The following is a 19,184-nucleotide window of genomic DNA, read 5'->3' as shown; positions in this document are numbered from 1 at the left end:
GTCATGGGGTGGGCCCGCCACGCGAGCCCACCCCAATTACGCAACAGCCACTCGAACCTGTGTACGCGGGGTAGACCGCTGCCTCGGTCGGGTGGGCGGCTGCGGACGCGGCCCTCGATGTGCGGTGTGGCAGGAGTTTGCGCTGTCGGTCGCGTTTCGAAGTGCTGCATCGGGCGTAGACCGCTGCCGCCGTACCCGCCGCCGGCACCACGTACGGTGACCGACCGGTGAAGCCGTCACCCCGCATACGAAAGCCGAGGCGCCGCCTGGGTGACGAGATCTCCTCACCCACGCGGCGCCTCGGCTGTGGTGGTGCGTTGTGCTCGAGTACTCGATTCCCGGAGGTCGTGAACGTCGAAGTCGCACTTGAATGCTGGGTTTCGCCGAAACCCGACATTCAATTGCGACCTCGGCGGAGGAACCTCAGTGAATCGCGATCTCGTCGAGGCCGACCTAAGGGAATTGCGACCTCGGCGGAGGAACCTCAGGGAATCGGGACCTCGACGGGCTGCTCAGAACCCTGCGCACTCGACACCCAGCGCACTCGAACCCTGCGCACCCGAACCCGACGCACCCGCCACCCGGTTCACTCACCAGCGCACTCGACACCCAGCGCACCCGAAACCAGCGCACTCGACACCCAGCGCACTCAGGCGTCGGCGGCCTTCGGTTCGATGAGGCCACCGAGCGAGGAGAGTTCGAAGCCGAGGGCGTCGTACTCGTCGAAGGTGCGCGGGATGACGGTGAGGCGCTTGGCGTAGTGACCGATGGGGTACTCCATCGTCATGCCGTTGCCGCCGTGCATCTGGATCGATTCCTTGGAGATGAGCTCCGCGGACTGGTCGATGATGAGCTTCGCCGCGACGATGTCCGTGTGGCGCGTCTTCGAGGTGCCGTCCGGGTCCTGCGTGATCGCGAGCTTGGCGTAGAGCGCCATGGAACGCGCGTCCTCGAGGGCGGCGTACATGTCCGCGGCACGGTGCTGCAGGACCTGGTTCCTGCCGATCGGGGCGCCGAACTGCTCACGGGTCTTGATGTACTCGACGGTGGTGTCGAGCGAGACCGCCATGGCGCCGACGGCCTCGGCCATGAGGAGGGTGTTCGCGATGTCGATGACGCGACCGATGACCTCGGTGGCGTCGCCGGCACCCAGGCGCGCTGCCGGAGCGTTGTCGAACACGACCGCGGCGACCTTGTGACCGTCGGCCTGCGTGCGCACGTCGACCTTCACGCCCTCGGCGTCGGCCTCGAGAAGGAACAGCCCGACCTGGCCGTCGACGGCCGCGGACACGATGAATCCGGTCGCGGCGTCGCCACCGAGGACACGGATCTTCTCACCGGAGAGGGTGTAGCACTCACCGGCGGCGGTGGCCGTGGTCGAGGGGGAGGTGAGGTCGTAGCGGCCGAAGGGCTCGTAGCCGGCGAAGGCGAAGCGCGTGGTGCCCTCCGCGACGCCGGGCAGGAACTGTGCCTTCTGCTCGTCGGTGCCGGCGTACATGAGGAGGCCGCCACCGAGGACGACGGTGCCGAGGTACGGTTCGAGGACGAGCGCGCGCCCGAATTCCTCCATGACGACGGCGACTTCGCCGATGCCCATACCGGCACCGCCGAACTCCTCCGGGAAGGGCAGGCCGAGGAGTCCGAGCTCCGCGTACTGCTGCCACATCTGCTCGCTCCAGCCCTTCTCCGAGGCCAGAAGTTCCTCGCGGACGGATGCGTCGTAGTTCTCGGCGAGCAGGCGGCGCACCATCGCGCCGAGCTCCTGCTGGACGTCTGTGAGTTCGAGATCCACTGTTTTTGTCTCCTTGTGGTGAAAGAAAGTGTGAGTGGGCCTCAGAGCCCGAGCATGGCCTTCGACAGGATGGTGCGCTGCACTTCGGAGGAACCGCCGTAGATCGTGACCTTGCGGTAGTTGAAGTAGTGCTTGAGCGCGTCCGCGGCACCGGACGGGAGGTCCGAGAAACCGTCCGCGGTGGCGCGGGAGTCGACGAAGTCGAGGCCCTGCGGTCCGAGGATGTCCACGAGGAGTTCGTAGATGTCCTGCTGGAGGACGGAACCGCGCAGCTTGAGAACGGAGGAGCGCGGGTCCGGCTTGTCGGAGCCCTGCTGCTGGGTCGAGAGGACGCGCAGCTGGGTGAACTCGAGCGCGGTGAGGCGGGCCTCGATCTCCGCGATGCGGGAGGCGAACACCGGGTCGTCGAGGAGGGTGCCGCGGGCGGTCTTCGTGAGGGCCGCGTACGCCTTCGCACGCGCGAGGTTCGCCTTCGAGGCGCCGACGCGCGCGATGCCGGTGCGCTCGTTGCCGAGGAGGAACTTCGCGTAGGACCAGCCCTTGTTCTCCTCGCCGACGAGGTTCTCGACCGGGACCTCGACGTTCTCGAAGAAGACTTCGTTGACCTCGTGGCTGCCGTCGATGAGCTCGATCGGGCGGACCGTGACGCCGGGGGACTTCATGTCGATGAGGAGGAAGGAGATACCGGCCTGCTTCTTCACGTTCGGGTCCGTGCGGACGAGCATGAAAATCCAGTCACCGTACTGACCGAGGGTCGTCCAGGTCTTCTGACCGTTGACGATGTATTTATCGCCCTGCTTCACCGCCGTGGTCTTGAGACCGGCGAGGTCCGAACCGGCGTCCGGCTCGGAGAAGCCCTGCGACCACCAGATGTCGAGGTTCGCGGTCGCCGGGAGGAAGCGTTCCTTGATCTCCTGCGAGCCGAAGGTCGCGATGACCGGACCGACCATGGAGGCGTTGAACGCGAGCGGCTGCGGCACGTGCGCGAGCTGCATCTCCTCGAGCCAGATGTGGCGCTGCACCGGGGTCCAGTCCTGACCGCCCCACTCGACGGGCCAGTTCGGAACCGCGTATCCGTGCTTGTTGAGGATCCGCTGCGTGGTGACGATGTCGTCCTTGGTCGTCTCCTCCCCGACAGCGGCGCGGTACCGGATGTCCTCGGGGATCTCGGTGCGGTAGAACTCGCGCATGTGCTGGGCGAACTCGAGTTCTTCCTTGCTCAGAAGGTTGTCCATTGATCTTCCTCGATCGTTCGATTAGTGCGGATGTGCTCAGTCTAGGACGCGGCGAGTGAATCCGTCACACCTGACTGGTTCTGATCTGCGGATCGGGACGGCGCGCTCCACCGACGGAGATCACGTTCGTCGTGTCCGTGCCCCGACCTACAGTTGGGCACGTGCAGAATCCACGGATCCCACCCGCCGAGGCGCCCCGCGGCGCCCAGCCCCACCGCGCCTCCGCAGGAAGCGGTGGGCACCCCGGTGCACGCCCGGACGGCCACCGGGGTGGACATCCGGGTGGCGGGCATCCGGGCGGTGGCCACGCGGGTGGAGGACATCCCGGCGGCGGTCACCCGGGAGGCCGACATCCCGGCGGCGGTCACCCTGGGGGAGGTCACCCGGGAGGGCATCCCGGTGCGCCCTCGGGTCCGGTGGATCCGGCGATCCGGGGCGCGGCGCCTCGGGGTGGGGCGTCGTTCGCGGTCGTCCTCGCCTGGATCCAGGCGGCGGCGACGGCACTGCTGTTCGTCGTGCTCGGACGCGCGATCGACGGGATGCTCCGGGCCGAGGGGCTCCTCGGCACGGTCACGGCGGCCGACCCGACGGGGTCCGGCGCCGGGGTGCTCGGTAGCGGAGTGCTCAGCGGCGGTGCCGAGGTCCTCGACGCCGGTGCCGCCGTGCTCGACGCCGGGTTCTGGACCTCGGTCCTCGTGTGCGTCCTGCTCGCGGCGGTGGCCGCCGGGGCGGGGGCGCTCCATTCCCAGTACATGGCGGCCGCGACGGAACGCGGCCTGCGGCAACTCGTGGTGAAGGCGCTCTTCGACCGGGGCGCGGTCGCGAGCAGTGGGCGGTCGGGCGAACTGCTGTCGCTCTCGACCTCCGCGGTCGAACGGGCAGCGACGTACCGGGGGTCGTTCCTCGGGCCGATCACCGGATCCCTCACGACACCCTTCCTCGTGCTCGCGCTCATGGCCGGCACGGTCTCGTGGCGGATCGCGGGTGCGCTCGCCCTCCTGCTCCTGCTCGTGCCCCTGCTCATCAGCGGTTTCCGGAAGCTCGTGCGCCCGATCGGCGCGCAGTACCGCCGTTCCCAGGGTCGGCTCACCGCCGGTTTCCTCGAGAACATCCAGGCCCTCGAGACGCTCGTCCAGCACCGCGCAGCGGACCGCGCGGGGGCGCAGCTCGCCGCCCGCGGTGAGGAGCACCGGCGCGGGCTCATGAAGATGCTCGCGGGGAATCAGCTCCTCATCCTCGTCGTCGACGGGGCGTTCTCGCTCACGGTGCTCGTGACCTCGGGCCTCATGACCGTCCATGCGGTGGCGCACGGGACGCTCACTCTCGGGGCCGCGGTCGCCGTCGTCCTCATGACGGTGCTCGTCATCGGGCCCGTCGACGTCGTCGGACAGTTCTTCTACATCGGGATCGCCGGGCGGGCGGCGCAGAGTCAGATCGGCGCGCACATCGCGGGGGCCGGGCGAGGCGCACGGTCGGACAGTGGAACTGCCGGCGGTGACGCAGGTGGTCCTGCCGGCGGCGCGGTCGTCGGAGGTGGAAGCGGGTCGGACGGTGCGGTGACGGGTGAGGCCCGGCCGGCAGGTGCCTCGGGACCGTCCACCCGCACGGGCGCGGCCGGGAGCGGTGGCGCCGCCGAGGTGCCGGCCCGGGGAGCCCTCGTGCTCGACGGGGTGACCGCCGGGTGGCCCGGTGAAGCGCCCGTGCTGCGGAACGTCTCCCTGCGGATCGACCGGGGCGAGCGGGTTGCGCTCGTCGGTGAGAGCGGCGTCGGGAAGTCGACGTTGAGCGCGCTCGTCCAGGGGCACCTCGTGCCGCGGGCGGGATCGGTGTCCGTCGACGGTGTCGCGGTGACTCCGGCGACGGCATATGCGGCGCGGTCGCGGATCGCGGTCGTCGAACAGTCCACCTTCCTCTTCGTCGGGTCCATCGCGGACAACCTGCGGATCGCGGACCCGGACGCCTCCGAGGACCACCTGTGGGAGGCCCTCGACCTGGCCGGCCTTGCGGCCGAGGTGCGTGCGATGCCACTCGGGCTCGACACCCCGGTCGGTGAGCACGGTGCGCTCCTGTCCGGTGGCCAGGCGCAACGTCTGTCGATCGCCCGCGCGTGGTTGCGTGGTGCACCCGTCCTCGTGCTCGACGAACCGACCTCGCAGGTCGACCTCGCCGGTGAGGCCGCGTTGCTCGAGGCGCTCGACCGCCTCGCCGCCCACCGGACGGTCCTCATGATCGCGCACCGCCCGAACGCGATCCTCGCGGCGGACAGAGTTCTCGAGCTGACCGCGCACGGCATCACGGAGGTGGCGCGATGAGCCGGAACGAGCCGAACCGCAACGAGCCGAACCGGACGGCCGGTGGACGGATGGCCGGTGGCCGCACGGATGGAGGTCGGATGGCTGGCGGCCGAGCGGATGGAGGTCGGACGGCCGGCGGCCGAGCGGATGGAGGTCGGACGGCCGGTGGACGCCTCGATTCCGTGCGCTGGCTCGTGTCGCGGACGCGGGGCCTGCTGGCGCCGCTCGCCGTGTCCGTGGCGGCGCGGATCCTCGGGCAGGTGCTCGGGGTGGCGCTTTTCGTCGTCACGGCTGCGGCGCTCGTCCACGTCGCCGGGGTCCCCGGTGGGGTGTGGCCCGGCGGTGATGCGGCCGGTGGCGCAGTGTCGGTCGGCGGTGAGGCGGCCGGTGCCGGCGCCTCGGTGTCCCTCCTGTGGTTGGGCGTGACGTTCGTCGTCATCGCGCTCGTGAAGGCGGGTCTGCGGTACCTCGAGCACTACTCGGGGCACTGGGTCGCATTCACCTCGCTGCAGCGTCTGCGGGAGATCTTCTTCGCAAGCCTCGTGCCCCAGGCCCCCGCCGCGGTGCAGGGACGCGCCGGTGCGGAACTCACCGAGCGGGGCACCCGGGACATCGACCGGATCGAGGTGTTCTTCGCGCACACGCTGCCGCCGGCGGTGGCCTCGGTCGTGGTGCCGGTGGTCGCACTCGTGTGGCTGGGCCTCGCGGCCGGTGGGGAGTTCGCGCTCACGCTCCTGCCCTTCGTTCTCGTCCTCACCTTCGTCGTGCCGATCCTCGCCGGTCCGCTCACGTGGAGGGCGGCGCGTGACGTCGGTGCACGCCGGGGAGACGTGGCCGAGCACCTCGGCGATGACATCCAGGGCGTCCGCGAGGTCCTCGCGTTCGACGCGGCGAGATCCCGTCTCCGCGGCCTCGGCGCGGTCGATTCCGAACTGCTCCGCGCCAGGACCCAGTCCGGTGCGGTCCAGGGCGTCCGAGCGGCGCTCACGCTCGTGCTCCAACTCGGCGGGATGGTGGCGCTCGTCGTCACGGCCGTGCGGACGGCTGCGCCACTCGGCGACCTCGTCGTGGCGCTCGCGGTGGCGATCGGACTGTGGGGGTCGGCCAAGGGCGTCGACGACTTCGCGTCCGGCCTCGACCAGGCGTTCGCCGCGACCGAACGGGTCCGCGCCGTCGTCGATGCGGAACCGGCGGTGAAGGACCACGCGGCGGCCGGCGGCGCAGGTGAAGGTCACACGGCCGCCGGCGCGGTTGATGCCGGTAGGTCCGCCGACGGTGACGCGACGGCCGGTGACGCAGCGGTCGATGGTGTGGTGCCGGGTGGTGTGCCGTCGGCCGGGTCTGCTCCGTCGGCCGGTGGTGCTCCGTCGGCCGGGTCGCCGGCCGGGTCCGCGCCCGCGGTCGTGTTCGACGACGTGTGCTTCGCCTACCCCCGGCCGGAGCCCGATGCGGACGGCGAACTCGACGCGGGCGGTGAGCCCGTCCCCGCACCTCCGCACGCGTGGGCACTCGACCGTGTGAGTGCCGAATTCCCGGCGGGGGAGTGGAGCTTCGTCGTCGGTGTCTCCGGCAGCGGGAAGTCGACGATGGGTGCGCTTCTCATGCGCACATGGGACCCGGAGTCCGGGGCCGTGCGCATGGTGGATCCGTGGGCGGTCGCCGGTTCGGCTGGAGCCGAGGACGGTCCGGACGGAGCCGCGGACGGTTCGGACGGAGCCGCGCGGGATGTGCGCGATTCGGTCGGCACCGGTACGGACATCCGCGCTCTTCCACTGGAGTCGCTGCGCTCGCGGGTCGCGCTCGTCCACCAGCGGCCGACGATGGTGAGCGGGACGCTCGCGGACAACCTGCGGCTCGGCCGGGTCGACGCACCCGAGGAGGACCTGTGGGCGGCGCTCGCCGTCGCGGGTCTCGACGCGTGGGTGCGCGAACTCCCGCACGGCCTCGGGACCTCGGTGAAGGAACGGGGGCTCGGCGTCTCCGGCGGACAGCTACAGCGCCTCGCGCTCGCGCGGGCGCTCGTGTCCCGGCCCGACGTCCTCGTCCTCGACGAGGCACTCAGCCAGCTCGACAGCCGGACCTCCGCCGAGGTGCGGGCCCGGCTGCTCGACCTCGGCGCCCCGGCCGCGGGGCACGGCCCCCTCACGATCATCGAGATCACACACCGCGTCGACCTCGTGCCCGACGAGGCGCTCGTGTACGTGCTCGATCGCGGGCGGGTCGTCGAGAGCGGCCGTGCCGGGGAACTGCGCGCGAACCCGGACGGCGCGTTCACCCACCTCGAAGCCCGAGTGTGACGTCACCCGTTCGCCAACGGATTCGGTGACGGCAATGGATTCCGTTTCCCGTTCGCGGAACGGAAACGGAATCCATTGCCGTCACCGAATCCCTTGCCAGGTCGGCGGGTTCGAGGTCGGCGCGTCCGTTCTCCTCGCAGCAGCCGGCTCACTTCCCGAGGTCGCGGCGGGTGAACGCCCACCATCCGACGAGCCACAGGACGAGTGCGAGGACGAGAACGAGCAATGGGTTCGTCGACCAGGAGTCCCACCCGAAGAACCATGCACGGTCGAAGCAGTACGTCTCACCGTTGCCGGCGCACCAAGAGCCGTTCTCGAACCACGCCCACACGCTCCACCCGTTCTCGAGGGGTGCACCGCCGAAGGCCCACGAGTACGGGGAGATGTCCAACAGCCAGTCGATCGAGTCGCCCTGCGAGCCGAGCGCGTTCGTGAGGAAGCTGATGACGATGACGCCCGCGCCGACCGCCGTGGCCCAGATCCGCCGGCCGAACACCGCACCGCCCGCGAGCGCTCCGACGCCGGCGAGGAGGACGAGCGAGAACCAGGCGAGTGCCCCGGCGGGAATGGCCGCGTCCTCGATGTCGAGGCCGATGAGCCGGTTGTACAGCGCGAGCGTGCCGCCGACGACAGCCGCGAGCAGCACGGCGCGCAGCAGCAGTGCGAGGGACTGTTCGAGGTAGTACCGGGTGCGGGAGAGCCCGTGGGACATCGTGAGTTCGAGGTCGCCGCTCTCCTCGGGACCGGCGATCGCCTTCTGACCCCAGGAGATGAGTGCGATCGAGCCGAGGACGAACCCGAGGAGACCGACGAAGGTGGCCTGGGCGAAGCCGGCTCCGGTCGTGAGGGCGCCGGTACCGCCGAGGACGTTCATGATCTCCGGCGGGAACTGCTGCATCATCTCGCTCTGTTCGTCGAACACGTCCTTCATGGACGCGTACACGCTGAGGTAGAGCGAGCCGACGGCGAAGAGCACGACCGCCCATACGAGGACCGACCACCGGGAGCCGTGGAGTTCGTACCGCGTGATCTCGAACGCGGAGGTGCGGCGGTGCAGATCCGCGCGGGTGTGGAGGAGCTCGGGGCGTGGGGAATCGGTGTGCGTCGTCATCGGGGGTTCTCCTCGCCGGTCGTCCTCGAGAACGCCCGCGTATCGATCAGTAGTGGTACCGCGCCTGCAGGATGATGAGGTCGTCGCCGTCGACGAGGTAGACGAGTCTGTGCTCCTCGGTGATCCGTCGTGACCACGCACCGGTGGCGCCGTACTTGAGCTGTTCCGGTTTGCCGATTCCGCTGTTGGGATCGCGGAGCGACGCATCGATGAGCGTGTTGATGCGCTTCAACACGCGACGATCCGTGGTCTGCCAGTGCTTGTAGTCGTCCCAGGCATCGGGATCCCAGACGAGCCTCATCTACGCGTTCTCGTCCGACCTGTCGAGGTCGTGGACCTCCGTTTGCCCTCCACGGGCCCGCTCGTAGGCGGCGAGGAGACGCCGCGCGTTCTCGGGGGATCGGAAGAGGTAGGCAGTTTCCTGCCATGAGGCATACTCGTCGGCGGCCATGAGGACCGCGTTGCCACCCCGGGAAACGATCTCGATCGCTTCGCGGTCGTCGTTCACTCGCTGGATGAGAGGGAAGAGAGTCTTGCGTGCTTCGCTCGCGCTGATGGACATCGCGGCACCTTCGGTCGGGAGAGTTGTACCGCTTTATGGTACCACTGTTGTGCATCGTGGTGACTCCCGATCCGAGCACGTTCCGTCGACGCTGTCGCCGGCAGAACCACCGTCAGAACCGTCTTCCGAATCACCGTCCGCGTAGAGCTCGAGGACAGCGGATTCGAGATTGCGGGGACGGAACGTGAAGTCCTCGACCGTGAACTCGCGGAGGAACGCGAGGACCTCGGCGGCCTCGTGCTCGCCCGGGACCCGGCCGCGCAGCAGGAGCCGACCGTCCTCCACCGGCTCGAGGTCGAGCACCGCGTCCGGAATGTGACGGGCCGCCGAGGCGCCCACCCGTTCAGCACTTACGTGCGCCAGCCGCGCGGTGAGTTCATGGCCGGCGCGGGTCCGCAGTTCGGCGACGGGCGCCTCGGCGACGACCCGCCCGGACCGGAGGACGGCCGCGGTCTGCGCGACCGACTCGACCTCGCTGAGGACGTGCGAGGAGAGGAAGACGGTGGTGCCGGCGGCCTGCGCCTCGTGGACCATGGCGAGGAACTCGCGTTGCAGGATCGGGTCGAGACCGCTCGTGGGCTCGTCGAGGATGAGCAGTTCGGGGTGATGGATGAACGCCTGGACGAGCCCGACCTTCTGCTTGTTGCCCTTCGAGAGGGAACGGATCGGGCGGTCGGGATCGAGGCCGAGGCGTTCGGCCATCGGGTCGATCCGGCGCACCGCGTGCGGGGCGGCGAGCCGGCAGAAGTGGGTGAGGAGACGGCGCGCGGTGACGCGGTCCCCGAGGACGAACTCGCCGGGCAGGTAGCCGATGCGTCTGCGCAGGTGAGGGCCGCCTCGGCGGGGGTCCTCCCCGAGGACGCGGACGTCACCGGAGGACGGTCGGATGATGTCGAGGAGGACCCGCATCGTCGTCGATTTGCCGGCGCCGTTCGGGCCGATGACGCCGACGACGGAACCCCGGGGCACTGCGAGGTCGACGCCGTGGAGGGCCGTCGTGCGTCCGAAGGTCTTCACGAGGTCGCGGATCTCGATGGCGGCGGGGGTACGCGTGCTCATACGGCCAGTCTGGTCCCCGAACGATCGGAGGACCAGGGGTTTCGGCTCGTGGAGCGGGGTGTCTCAGGCGAGCTGTGCACGTGGGGTGCGCACAGCCGGTCGGACGGGCACAGCGGGTGCGGAGGAGCCTCGCACGTACACTTTCGACGTGACCTCGCGCCCCGCATCGCCCCTTCCCGAACCCGAACTCCCGCGCGGTCTCGCGCTCGCCTGGGGCGTGGCGGCGGCACCCTCGCGCGGCCCGAAGCGCGAGATGAGCGTCGAACGCATCGTCGACACCGCGATCGCGCTCGCCGACGAGGAAGGGCTCGGCGCGGTCTCGATGACGGCGGTGGCGAAGATCCTCGGCTTCACGACGATGTCGCTCTACCGGTACGTCACCTCGAAGGACGAACTCCTCCTGCTCATGGAGGAAGAGGCCATCGGCGACCCACCCCTCACCATCACCGAGGCGCTCACCTGGCAGGACTCCCTCCGCGCCTGGATGCGCGAACGCGCCGCCGCGCTCCGCGCGCACCCCTGGCTCCTCGACATTCCCGCCGCCGGCACCCCGCTCACCCCACGGGCACTCGCCTGGGTCGACGCGTGCCTGCAGGGCCTGCGGCCCAGCGGGCTCACCCCCGCCGAGGCGCTCGCCACCTCCGCACTCGCCGCCGGCCTGGCACGGGTGCAGGTGGGGATCGAGCGCAGTGGTGCGGGTCTCGGTTCCGTGGCGGGTTCCGGGGCAGGTGCCGGTGGTGATGCCGACGCGGACCTTCTTCGGGTCGTCCTCGACCACTTCGTCACGGCCGAGTCCTTTCCCGCTCTCGCCGCGCTTGCCGACGGGGTGCTCGGTGCCGAATCCCGCCGCGCGGACATGACGTTCGCCGTGGAACGACTCCTCGACGGGATCGAGCGGTTCGTGGCGGGGCGGGCGTCCGGTGGTGTTGAGGGTGGTACTGACGGTGGGATCGGCAATGGCACCGGCGGCGCGAGTGGTGACGATGGTTCCCGCACCGAGGGCGTTGTGGAGGGTGTCGATAGTCCGCAGGCCATGGCTTCGGGAGAGGTCATCGCTGCGGGTGACGCACTCGAGAGGTCGCCGCTGGCGGTCGGGGCTCATGATGCGGGGGACGGCGACCGAACCGAGGACGACTGGATACGGGCGCGGCCGGTGGGGGCGCCTCGGGAAGGTGCGGGTGCCGATCCGGTCAGTGAAGGTGACGTGACGTCGCCGGCGAGAGACGAGGTGGAGCCGTCCCGGGCGCAGGGTGAGAAGCGTGACGGGAGGCGTGCGGAGAAACGCGAGGAGAAGGCGTACGCGACGCTCTACCCGAAGGACGCTCGCGTGAAGAAGGTGCGTGCCGAACGGCGGGAGACCGAGAAACGGCTGCGCGAGACGCGCAAAGAACTGCGGGACGCGGAGCGGAGGCTCGCCGCGGCCGAGAAGAAGCTCGAGGATGCGAAGAAGCGCGAACGCGACGCGGTCGAAAGAGCTCGCTCCCGGGAGCTCAAGGAGTCGTGATGTTCGGCGTTCTCGACCTCGCTTTTGTACCCGGAGGTCGGAAACGAAACCGACATGGCCGTACTTCTTGAGGTGGCCGCCGGCAGCGATATCGTGACACCGCGGTTTCGTCCCCAGTAGCCGCACATGATTCCGGGGCCTTCGTCTTTCCCGGGGCGCCGGGGCGCCGGGGCGGGTGGTGAAGGTCTGAACGAGGTCGGTCGTCACATCGAGTGCTCGAAAGGCTGCGGTCGGGTGCGTTGAGAATGCGATTGTGTGCGCTGTTTTCGCGATTACCCGCAGGCAATTGCGACCTCAACGGGGGAAACCGAACTGAATCGCAACGTCAACGAGCGCAGCGTCGGGAATCGCGATCTCGACGGGGGCGACGCAGGAACACCCCCTCAGTCGCTGAGGATCCCCGGCTTGCTCCTCAGCGGCGACTTCACGAACACGAACACCGCGAGCCCCACGAGCAGCACGAGCGCGATCCCGAGTGCACCCGCGCGCTGGAACCCGAAGACCGCGATGAACGTCGTGAACATGAACGGTCCGATGAAGGACACCGCGCGGCCGGTGGTCGCATAGAGCCCGAAGTTCTCGCCCGCACGTTCGGGCGGCGTGATGCGGGTGAGGAACGCCCGCGACGCCGATTGCACCGGTCCGACGAACAGGCACAGCCACATCGCGGCCGCCCAGAACACCGTCTTGCTGTCGTTGAACGCGATCGGCAACGCGCCGAGCACGAGGCACACGAGCCCGACCGTGATGACCGCCTTCGGGCCGAAACGGTCGTCGAACCAGCCGGCGACGACCGAACCGATGCCCGCGACGACGTTCGCCGCGACACCGAGGACGATCACCTCGGACCCCGAGAACCCGTAGGACCCGGCCGCGATGACGCCGGCGAACGCGAAGATCGTCGCGAGCCCGTCGCGGAAGATCGCGGAGGCGAGGAAGAACCAGAAGGTGTTGCGGTCGGTGCGGAACAGTTCGACGATCCGCGACCACACGCGTTTGTAACCGTCGATCCACCCGGCGATCACGGCACGGAACATCTGCCCGACGGTGCGCTTCCGACGAGCCGACGGCGCGGTGTCCGTCGGTCCGAACAGCAGCACCGGCAGCGCGAACAGGGCGAACCACACCGCGGCCGCGAGGGCGACGATCCGGTACCGCAGACCGCCCTCGTCGCTCGCGCCGAAGAGGCCGACCTCGGGCTGGATGACGGTGACGAGCAGGAGCACGAGCAGCACGAGCCCACCGAAGTACCCGAGCCCCCATCCGAGCCCGGAGATCCGCCCCGCCGTGTCCGAGGTCGAGATCCGCGTGAGCATCCCGTTGTAGGAGACCTCGGCGAGCTCGAAGAACACGCTGCCGATCGCCACGAGCAGCAGACCCGGCAACAGGTATCCGGGGTCGTCCCGGACGAAGAACATGCCCGCCATCGCCACGACGACGAGCCCCGTGTTCACCCCGAGCCACAGCTTGTGCCGGCCCGAGGTGTCCGCGCGGATCCCCGCTGCCGGTGCGAGCAGCGCGATCGCGAGTCCGGCGAGGCCCGTGGCGATGCCGAGCGCCTCGGAACCGGAGTTTGGATCCGAGGCGACCGCGGAGGTGAGGTACGGGGCGAACACGAAGGTGATGACGACCGCGTTGAACGCGGCTGCGCCCCAGTCCCAGAGCGCCCACGCGGTGATGGTGCCCCGCGACACCGGGGCCGAGGCGCCGACCGGCGCGAGTCCGGTCACCGCCGCCTGCCCACTCGCGACGGCAGTGGGTGACGAGGTGTGCGGCGAGCGGGGCGCCTCGGGAACGGTCATGGCGAGAAGCCTATCGACGCGCCGGTGACGGGAATGCGAAGTCCGTGACACGATTCGGGAACGGACGGCGCCCCGGCCGTGCGCCCGCATCGGCCTCGAGGAACCCCGGCGGGACCCCGCCCCGAGCCCGCGCGACTCCGGTGAGCGAAACGCCGTGGGGCCTGGGGTGGCCCCACGGGCGGCGCCGTGAAAAACTGAGCCCAGACACCCCTGCGAGTGTCCGTGACCAGCTGCGTTGCTCATGAGACCGCCTCGTCCGAGAGGCAGTGCCCCTCGGGAGTGCTCCTCATGAGAGGAAGCGGCCGTCGGCGCTCGCCCGCATCGAAGGAGAACCCATGCCGATCGCAACTCCCGAGGTCTATTCCGAGCTCGTCGACCGTGCGAAGGCCGGCGGATTCGCATACCCGGCCGTGAACTGCACGTCCTCGCAGACCATCAACGCCGCCATCCGTGGATTCGCCGAGGCGGAGTCCGACGGAATCATCCAGATCTCCACCGGCGGTGCCGAGTACATGTCCGGCCCCACCATCAAGGACCGTGTGCGGGGCGCCGTCGCCTTCGCCGCGTTCGCCAAGGAGGTCGCGAAGAGCTACGACGTCAACATCGTGCTCCACACCGACCACGCTCCCAAGGACGCCGTCGAGCACTGGGTGAAGCCGCTCCTCGCGCTGTCGGCCGAAGAGGTCAAGGCCGGTCGGGATCCGCTGTTCGGTTCGCACATGTGGGACGGTTCGGCCGTGCCGCTCGGGGAGAACCTGCAGATCGCCGAGGAACTCCTCGAACTCTCCGTCGCCGCGCGTACCATCCTCGAGATCGAGATCGGTGTCGTCGGCGGCGAGGAGGACGGCGTCGAGAACGAGATCAACGAGCAGCTGTACACGACGGTCGAGGACGGACTCGCGACGGCGCGTGCGCTCGGCACCGGTGAGAAGGGCCGGTACCTCACGGCTCTCACCTTCGGAAACGTGCACGGCGTGTACAAGCCGGGCAACGTGAAGCTCCGCCCGGGTCTGCTCAAGGAGATCCAGGACGCCGTCGGCGCCGAGGTCGGCAAGGAGAAGCCGTTCGACCTCGTGTTCCACGGCGGTTCGGGTTCGCTGCCCGAGGAGATCGCGGAGGCCGTCGCCAACGGTGTCGTGAAGATGAACATCGACACGGACACCCAGTACGCGTTCAGCCGCCCGGCCGTCGACCACATGTTCAAGAACTACGACGGCATGCTCAAGATCGACGGCGAGGTCGGCAACAAGAAGCTCTACGATCCGCGCGCATGGGGCAAGGCCGCCGAGGCCGGCATGGCCGCTCGTGTCGTCGAGGCCGCACAGAACCTCGGGTCCGCGGGCCAGCGCATGAAGTGAGGTCCGCCGGTTCGGTGTGCTCGCTGAGGTGAAGCTCCCTGGTTCAGGGGGTTCGGTAACGGTTTTGCCCAGCGCGATCGTTTCGGTTGCCGTTTCGCGGAACGGCAACCGAAACGATCGCATCTGACGAATCCGTTGCCGGGCCGCACGGTCGGCTCGCCCGGGCCGAACGCCGGAGGATCTCCGCCCCGGCTCCCGAGTTCTCGGGCCCAGTGCCCCATACCCGCCGAGGCGCGGGTCGCCTCCCAGCTGGCCCGCGCCTCGGCGTTCGTTCGGACCGTGCCCCCCGCGTGCCGCGCGGCACTATCCCTTCTTGTGCCGGCGCGCAGCAACGCGATGTACCCGCGCAGCACTTTGTGCCGCGAACGCGCTCGTCTGCGTCACATTGTGTTGCTGTCGGTGATCGCGTTGCGAGAGCAGTGGTGATGGCCGTGGCGCCTCGGACGGGGCCGGTCAGGCGACGCGGCTGTGCTCGCCGAGGGCGTGGAACGTGCGGTCGTGGTAGACGAGTGGGCTGCCGTGGTCGCCGCCGGGGCGGATCCCGAGGACCTCGGCCGCCATGAGAACGGACCCGCCCACCGGCACCTTGTGGAGCAACTCGCAGCGGAGTGCCCAGGGTGCGTCGTGGAGGAGGGGCTCGCCGGACTCGAGGACGGACCAGTCGTGGTCGTCGGTGAAACGCGGCGCACCCGAGGTGGCGAACGCGCGCACGAGTTCGAGCTGGTCCGCGCCCATGAGGTGGACGATCGCGGTCTCGGCCTGCGCGAGTTGTGAGGCGGCATGACCACCGGACACCGAGAACGCGAGCGCCGGAGGATCGACGGACACGGACGCGACCGAGGACGCGGTGAGTCCGATCGGGCCGTCGGCGCCGGCCGCGGTGATGACCGCGACACCGGCGGGGTGCGTCCGGAAGGCGTCCTTGAAGAGTGCGGCCGTCTCGTCGGGAGCGGCGGTGCGGTGCGGAACGCGGGGGCCGGGCGTGTGTGCTGAGGTCACGGAAGTACCTTCGTCGGCGGAGAGAGCTTTCGGGTCGGTATCGACGGTAGAACCTCAACCGGAGTTGAGGTCAAATCGTCTCACCGGTCTCACCGGTCTCACCGGTCGAGGGCGACGGCGCCGGGCCCCTCCTCGCCGAGGCGGTCCTCGGGGTTCACGAACCGACACGCCTCGAGCGAGAGGCACCCGCACCCGATGCACCCGCTCAACCGGTCCCGCAGATGCTCGAGCTTCGCGATCCGCGCGTCGATCTCCTCCCGCCACGCGGCCGAGAGGCGTTGCCAGTCGTCGGCGCTGGGAGTGGCGTCGGGAGGGAGGGACGCGAACGCCTCGGCGACGGTGGACAGCGGGATGCCCGCGTCGTGGGCGGCGCGGATGACGGCGACGCGCCGCAGGACGGACCGCGGGTAGCGACGTTGGTTGCCGCTCGTCCGCCTGCTGGAGATGAGCCCGCGGCGTTCGTAGAAGTGCAGCGCGGACACCGCGAGCCCGCTCCGCGCGGCGAGTTGCCCGACGCTGAGTTCGTCGGGGATCTCCACGGGGGCCTCGGATCCGGTGTCGTCATTCATCGGCATCCAGGGTAGACCGGTGGGCCCGGGCGGGGAGGATGCCATGAGGCGGCAACGCTGCCCGCGACGGCCCCGTGTCACGGCGATGCAACGGGATCTGCAGGTGCATCACTTTGTGACGCAGCCACGTGAGGTTGCGTCACATTGTGTTGAAGCGGGTGATCCTGTCGCGAGTGGGACGCGCAGAACGCGAGCGAATCGGGAGTGGGCCCCGTGGAACGAGCGTGGAACGCGAGCGAGCACCTCGCGGAACCCCCACCCCTCAGATCCGGTGGTACTCGTCCCCGGCACGTTCGTCCGCGCGCTCGGCCCAGACGCCGCCCCGTGCACGCGGACCGCCGCGGGATCGAACTGCGGGTCGAGCCCGGACTTCCGTTGTTTCTCGTAGTCCCGGAGTGCGCGGAGTGCCGCGGACCGGAGGACGAGGATGCCGGTGATGTTGAGCCACGCCATGATGCCGACGCCGATGTCGCCGAGCATCCAGGCGACCTCGGTCCGGTTCACGGTGCCGATGAACGCGCTGCCGAGGATCGCGAGCTGCAGGAGTCGCGACAGCCACGTGCGCGCAGCGATCCGGGCGGGCGAGTCCCCGCGCAGGAGGAATGCGAGGTTCGTCTCCGCCATGTAGTAGTAGGCGACGATCGTCGTGAACGCGAAGAACGCGAGGGACACCGCGATGAACGAGGCGCCGAGGCCCGGGAGCACGGAGTCGAACGCGGACTGTGCGTAACCGGCACCGGAGGCGACGCCCTCGGGCAGCGATCCGCCCTCACCGAGGACACGGCCGTCCTCGGCGCCGCCCTCGAACACCTTGTACATGCCCGTCGAGAGGATCATGAACGCGGTCGCGGAGCACACGAAGAGCGTGTCGATGTAGATGGAGCCCGCCTGGACGAGTCCCTGCTTGGTGGGGTGGGAGACCTCGGCGGCGGCCGCGGAGTGCGGGCCGGTACCCTGGCCGGCCTCGTTCGAGTAGATGCCGCGCTTGACGCCCCACTCGATCGCGGAACCGACGATCCCACCGAACGCCGCGTTCACGCCGAAGGCGGAGGAGACGATGAGTTCGATGACCTCGGGGAGCTTGTGGGCGTTCATGATGACGACGACGATCGCGCCGACGATGTAGAGGACGGCCATGATCGGGACGACGAAGCCGGCGAAGCTCGCGATGCGCTTGACGCCACCGACGATGATGAACGCGAGCACGATGATGACCGCGGCACCGGCCACCCACGGCGGGATGCCCCACGCATTGGCGGCAGCGCTGGAGATGCCGTTCGCCTGGACGCCCGGCATGAGGAGGGTGAGCGCGACGACGGTGACGAAGGCGAAGACCGACGCGTACACCTTGAAGAGGCCGTGCGCCTTCGTGTGTCAAGTCTCGTGGAGAAGGCCGAGAATCCGAACCGTCCTTTCGCCCGGAGGACTGCCCTCGACTCGGCGCCGCGCCGTAGCCTGGTGTCATGAACGCACCCACTGCTGCCGCCCCGGTCGTCATCGTCGGTGCGGGCCTCGCCGGTTCGACCTGCGCCCGCCGCCTGTACGAGGCGGGAGTGCCGTTCACGATCATCGACCCCGAGGTCGGGCGCACCGTCGAACTCCCACCCCTGTCGAAGTCGCTCTTCGCGGAGCAGCTCGGGTCCGTCCTCCTGCAGCACCCGTGGCCGGACACCCACGACGTCCACGGTCACGTCACCGCGATCGACCCGGTCGCCCGCACCGTCGAGGTGGAGACCGAGGCGGCCCGCGGGCATGCCCAGTCTCTCGCCTACGGCCGGCTCGTCCTCGCGACGGGCATGGCAGCACGCACGTACCCCGGTGACCTGCCCGGCGGCCCGGCGCGGGTGCTGCGGACCCCGGCCGACGCCTCGGCGATCCGCAGCGACCTCGCGGCCCTCGCGCAGGAGTGGCCGGACGACGACGTGTGCCTGTCGATCGGCGTGCTCGGCTCGGGCTTCCTCGCCCTCGAACTCGCCCGAGGCGCCGCGGACGCCGGCTATCACCCCACCGTCTACCTGCGCGGCGGCCGGCCCGTACCGGCGTTGTCCGAGGTCACCGGGCGCGCCCTCATGGATCTCCACGCCTCGGCGGGTGTCACGTTCGTTCCCGACGCCGACCCCGAGGACTACGCCGCGCACGACCTGTGGATGGTGTCGGTCGGTGCCGAGGCGCGGACCGACATGGTCCCGGACGAGTGGGCGCGTGCGGCGAGCGGAGCGCTCGAGGTGGATGCGTGGCTGAGGGTTCCCGGTGCTGCCGATGACGTATTCGCGATCGGCGATGCGGCTCGAGTGGTGGAGGGTCCGATGAGTGCCCACGGCCGCCTCGAAGCGGAAGCGATGGCGATGTCGCAGGGGGAGTGGCTCGGGGAGCAGCTCGTGCGGGAATGGGCCGGCGGTGGGAACGATCCCGAGGCCGACGACCCGTGGCTCGACGTCCCGTGGCACTGGAGTTTCCAGGGGCCGGTGCGCGTGTTCTCGGTGGGGAAGCCGGCGGCGCTCTGCGGCGGTGAGCCGGTGGTGCTCGGGGAGGTCGCCTCGGGGAAGTTCCAGGTGGTGCTGTTCGACAACGACGCGGAGGACGCCCCCGTCGTCGGCGTCGA

At 69.7% G+C, this 19,184-nt stretch carries 15 protein-coding genes; 5 read left to right on the top strand and 10 right to left on the bottom strand.

Features of this window, described 5'->3' with window-relative positions; all coding sequences use genetic code 11:
- Positions 1-649: 649 nt before the first annotated feature.
- Together ABD172_RS13170 and ABD172_RS13165 are read right to left on the bottom strand one after the other, a co-directional pair.
- Positions 650-1,792 carry an acyl-CoA dehydrogenase family protein gene (locus ABD172_RS13170; protein WP_344310337.1) on the bottom strand — a complete coding sequence of 381 codons (1,143 nt, stop codon included), beginning with the start codon at positions 1,790-1,792 and terminating at the stop codon, positions 650-652.
- A gap of 41 nt (positions 1,793-1,833) precedes the next feature.
- Positions 1,834-3,027, bottom strand: coding sequence for an acyl-CoA dehydrogenase family protein (locus tag ABD172_RS13165; RefSeq protein WP_344310335.1), 1,194 nt, complete (start codon positions 3,025-3,027; stop codon positions 1,834-1,836).
- A 416-nt stretch (positions 3,028-3,443) separates the two neighbouring features.
- Between ABD172_RS13165 and ABD172_RS13160 the strand changes: the two genes are divergently transcribed.
- Positions 3,444-5,339 (top strand): ATP-binding cassette domain-containing protein, encoded by a 1,896-nt coding sequence (locus ABD172_RS13160; protein WP_344310333.1) that lies wholly within the window; start codon positions 3,444-3,446, stop codon positions 5,337-5,339.
- A gap of 164 nt (positions 5,340-5,503) precedes the next feature.
- Complete coding sequence (locus ABD172_RS13155; protein WP_344310332.1) at positions 5,504-7,618, top strand: ABC transporter ATP-binding protein; 2,115 nt, start codon at positions 5,504-5,506, stop codon at positions 7,616-7,618.
- A gap of 148 nt (positions 7,619-7,766) precedes the next feature.
- Here the strand turns inward: ABD172_RS13155 and ABD172_RS13150 are convergent, their stop codons facing one another.
- Genes ABD172_RS13150 through ABD172_RS13135 form a run of 4 tightly spaced genes read right to left on the bottom strand, consistent with a single transcriptional unit; the run spans position 7,767 to position 10,350 of the window.
- Positions 7,767-8,729, bottom strand: coding sequence for an ABC transporter permease (locus ABD172_RS13150; RefSeq protein ID WP_344310331.1), 963 nt, complete (start codon positions 8,727-8,729; stop codon positions 7,767-7,769).
- Positions 8,730-8,775: 46 nt separating this feature from the next.
- Positions 8,776-9,030 (bottom strand): Txe/YoeB family addiction module toxin, encoded by a 255-nt coding sequence (locus tag ABD172_RS13145; RefSeq protein ID WP_344310329.1) that lies wholly within the window; start codon positions 9,028-9,030, stop codon positions 8,776-8,778.
- Entirely contained in the window at positions 9,031-9,291 is a 261-nt protein-coding gene (locus ABD172_RS13140; protein ID WP_344310327.1) for a type II toxin-antitoxin system Phd/YefM family antitoxin, read from the bottom strand. It abuts the gene before it with no gap.
- A gap of 33 nt (positions 9,292-9,324) precedes the next feature.
- Positions 9,325-10,350 (bottom strand): ABC transporter ATP-binding protein, encoded by a 1,026-nt coding sequence (locus tag ABD172_RS13135; RefSeq protein WP_344310325.1) that lies wholly within the window; start codon positions 10,348-10,350, stop codon positions 9,325-9,327.
- A 148-nt stretch (positions 10,351-10,498) separates the two neighbouring features.
- Between ABD172_RS13135 and ABD172_RS13130 the strand changes: the two genes are divergently transcribed.
- Positions 10,499-11,854 carry a TetR/AcrR family transcriptional regulator gene (locus tag ABD172_RS13130; protein ID WP_344310323.1) on the top strand — a complete coding sequence of 452 codons (1,356 nt, stop codon included), beginning with the start codon at positions 10,499-10,501 and terminating at the stop codon, positions 11,852-11,854.
- 383 nt (positions 11,855-12,237) lie between these two features.
- Here ABD172_RS13130 and ABD172_RS13125 read toward each other — a convergent pair whose 3' ends face one another.
- Positions 12,238-13,656 carry an MFS transporter gene (locus ABD172_RS13125; RefSeq protein WP_344310321.1) on the bottom strand — a complete coding sequence of 473 codons (1,419 nt, stop codon included), beginning with the start codon at positions 13,654-13,656 and terminating at the stop codon, positions 12,238-12,240.
- A gap of 335 nt (positions 13,657-13,991) precedes the next feature.
- Here ABD172_RS13125 and fbaA point away from each other — a divergent pair, with 335 nt between their 5' ends.
- A complete protein-coding gene (gene fbaA / locus ABD172_RS13120; protein WP_344310320.1) occupies positions 13,992-15,014 on the top strand; it encodes a class II fructose-bisphosphate aldolase in 1,023 nt (340 codons plus the stop codon).
- 453 nt (positions 15,015-15,467) lie between these two features.
- Here the strand turns inward: fbaA and ABD172_RS13115 are convergent, their stop codons facing one another.
- The 3 genes from ABD172_RS13115 to ABD172_RS13105 all read right to left on the bottom strand — a co-directional run bounded on the left by ABD172_RS13115 (position 15,468) and on the right by ABD172_RS13105 (position 17,929).
- Positions 15,468-16,013, bottom strand: coding sequence for a flavin reductase family protein (locus ABD172_RS13115; RefSeq protein WP_344310318.1), 546 nt, complete (start codon positions 16,011-16,013; stop codon positions 15,468-15,470).
- Positions 16,014-16,111: 98 nt separating this feature from the next.
- Complete coding sequence (gene soxR, locus ABD172_RS13110; RefSeq protein WP_344310316.1) at positions 16,112-16,582, bottom strand: redox-sensitive transcriptional activator SoxR; 471 nt, start codon at positions 16,580-16,582, stop codon at positions 16,112-16,114.
- 108 nt (positions 16,583-16,690) lie between these two features.
- Positions 16,691-17,929, bottom strand: coding sequence for an alanine/glycine:cation symporter family protein (locus ABD172_RS13105; RefSeq protein WP_344310314.1), 1,239 nt, complete (start codon positions 17,927-17,929; stop codon positions 16,691-16,693).
- A gap of 116 nt (positions 17,930-18,045) precedes the next feature.
- On the opposite strand from ABD172_RS13105, the gene ABD172_RS13100 reads away from it, so the two are divergent.
- On the top strand, positions 18,046-19,184 hold a 1,139-nt coding region (locus ABD172_RS13100), incomplete at its 3' end, for an FAD-dependent oxidoreductase (protein WP_344310313.1).

Source organism: Brevibacterium samyangense, assembly GCF_039529845.1.
GTDB classification, from domain to species: Bacteria; Actinomycetota; Actinomycetes; order Actinomycetales; family Brevibacteriaceae; genus Brevibacterium; species Brevibacterium samyangense.
Note: the sequence above shows the minus strand (reverse complement) of the source record. Positions and strands in the feature narration are given on the sequence as shown.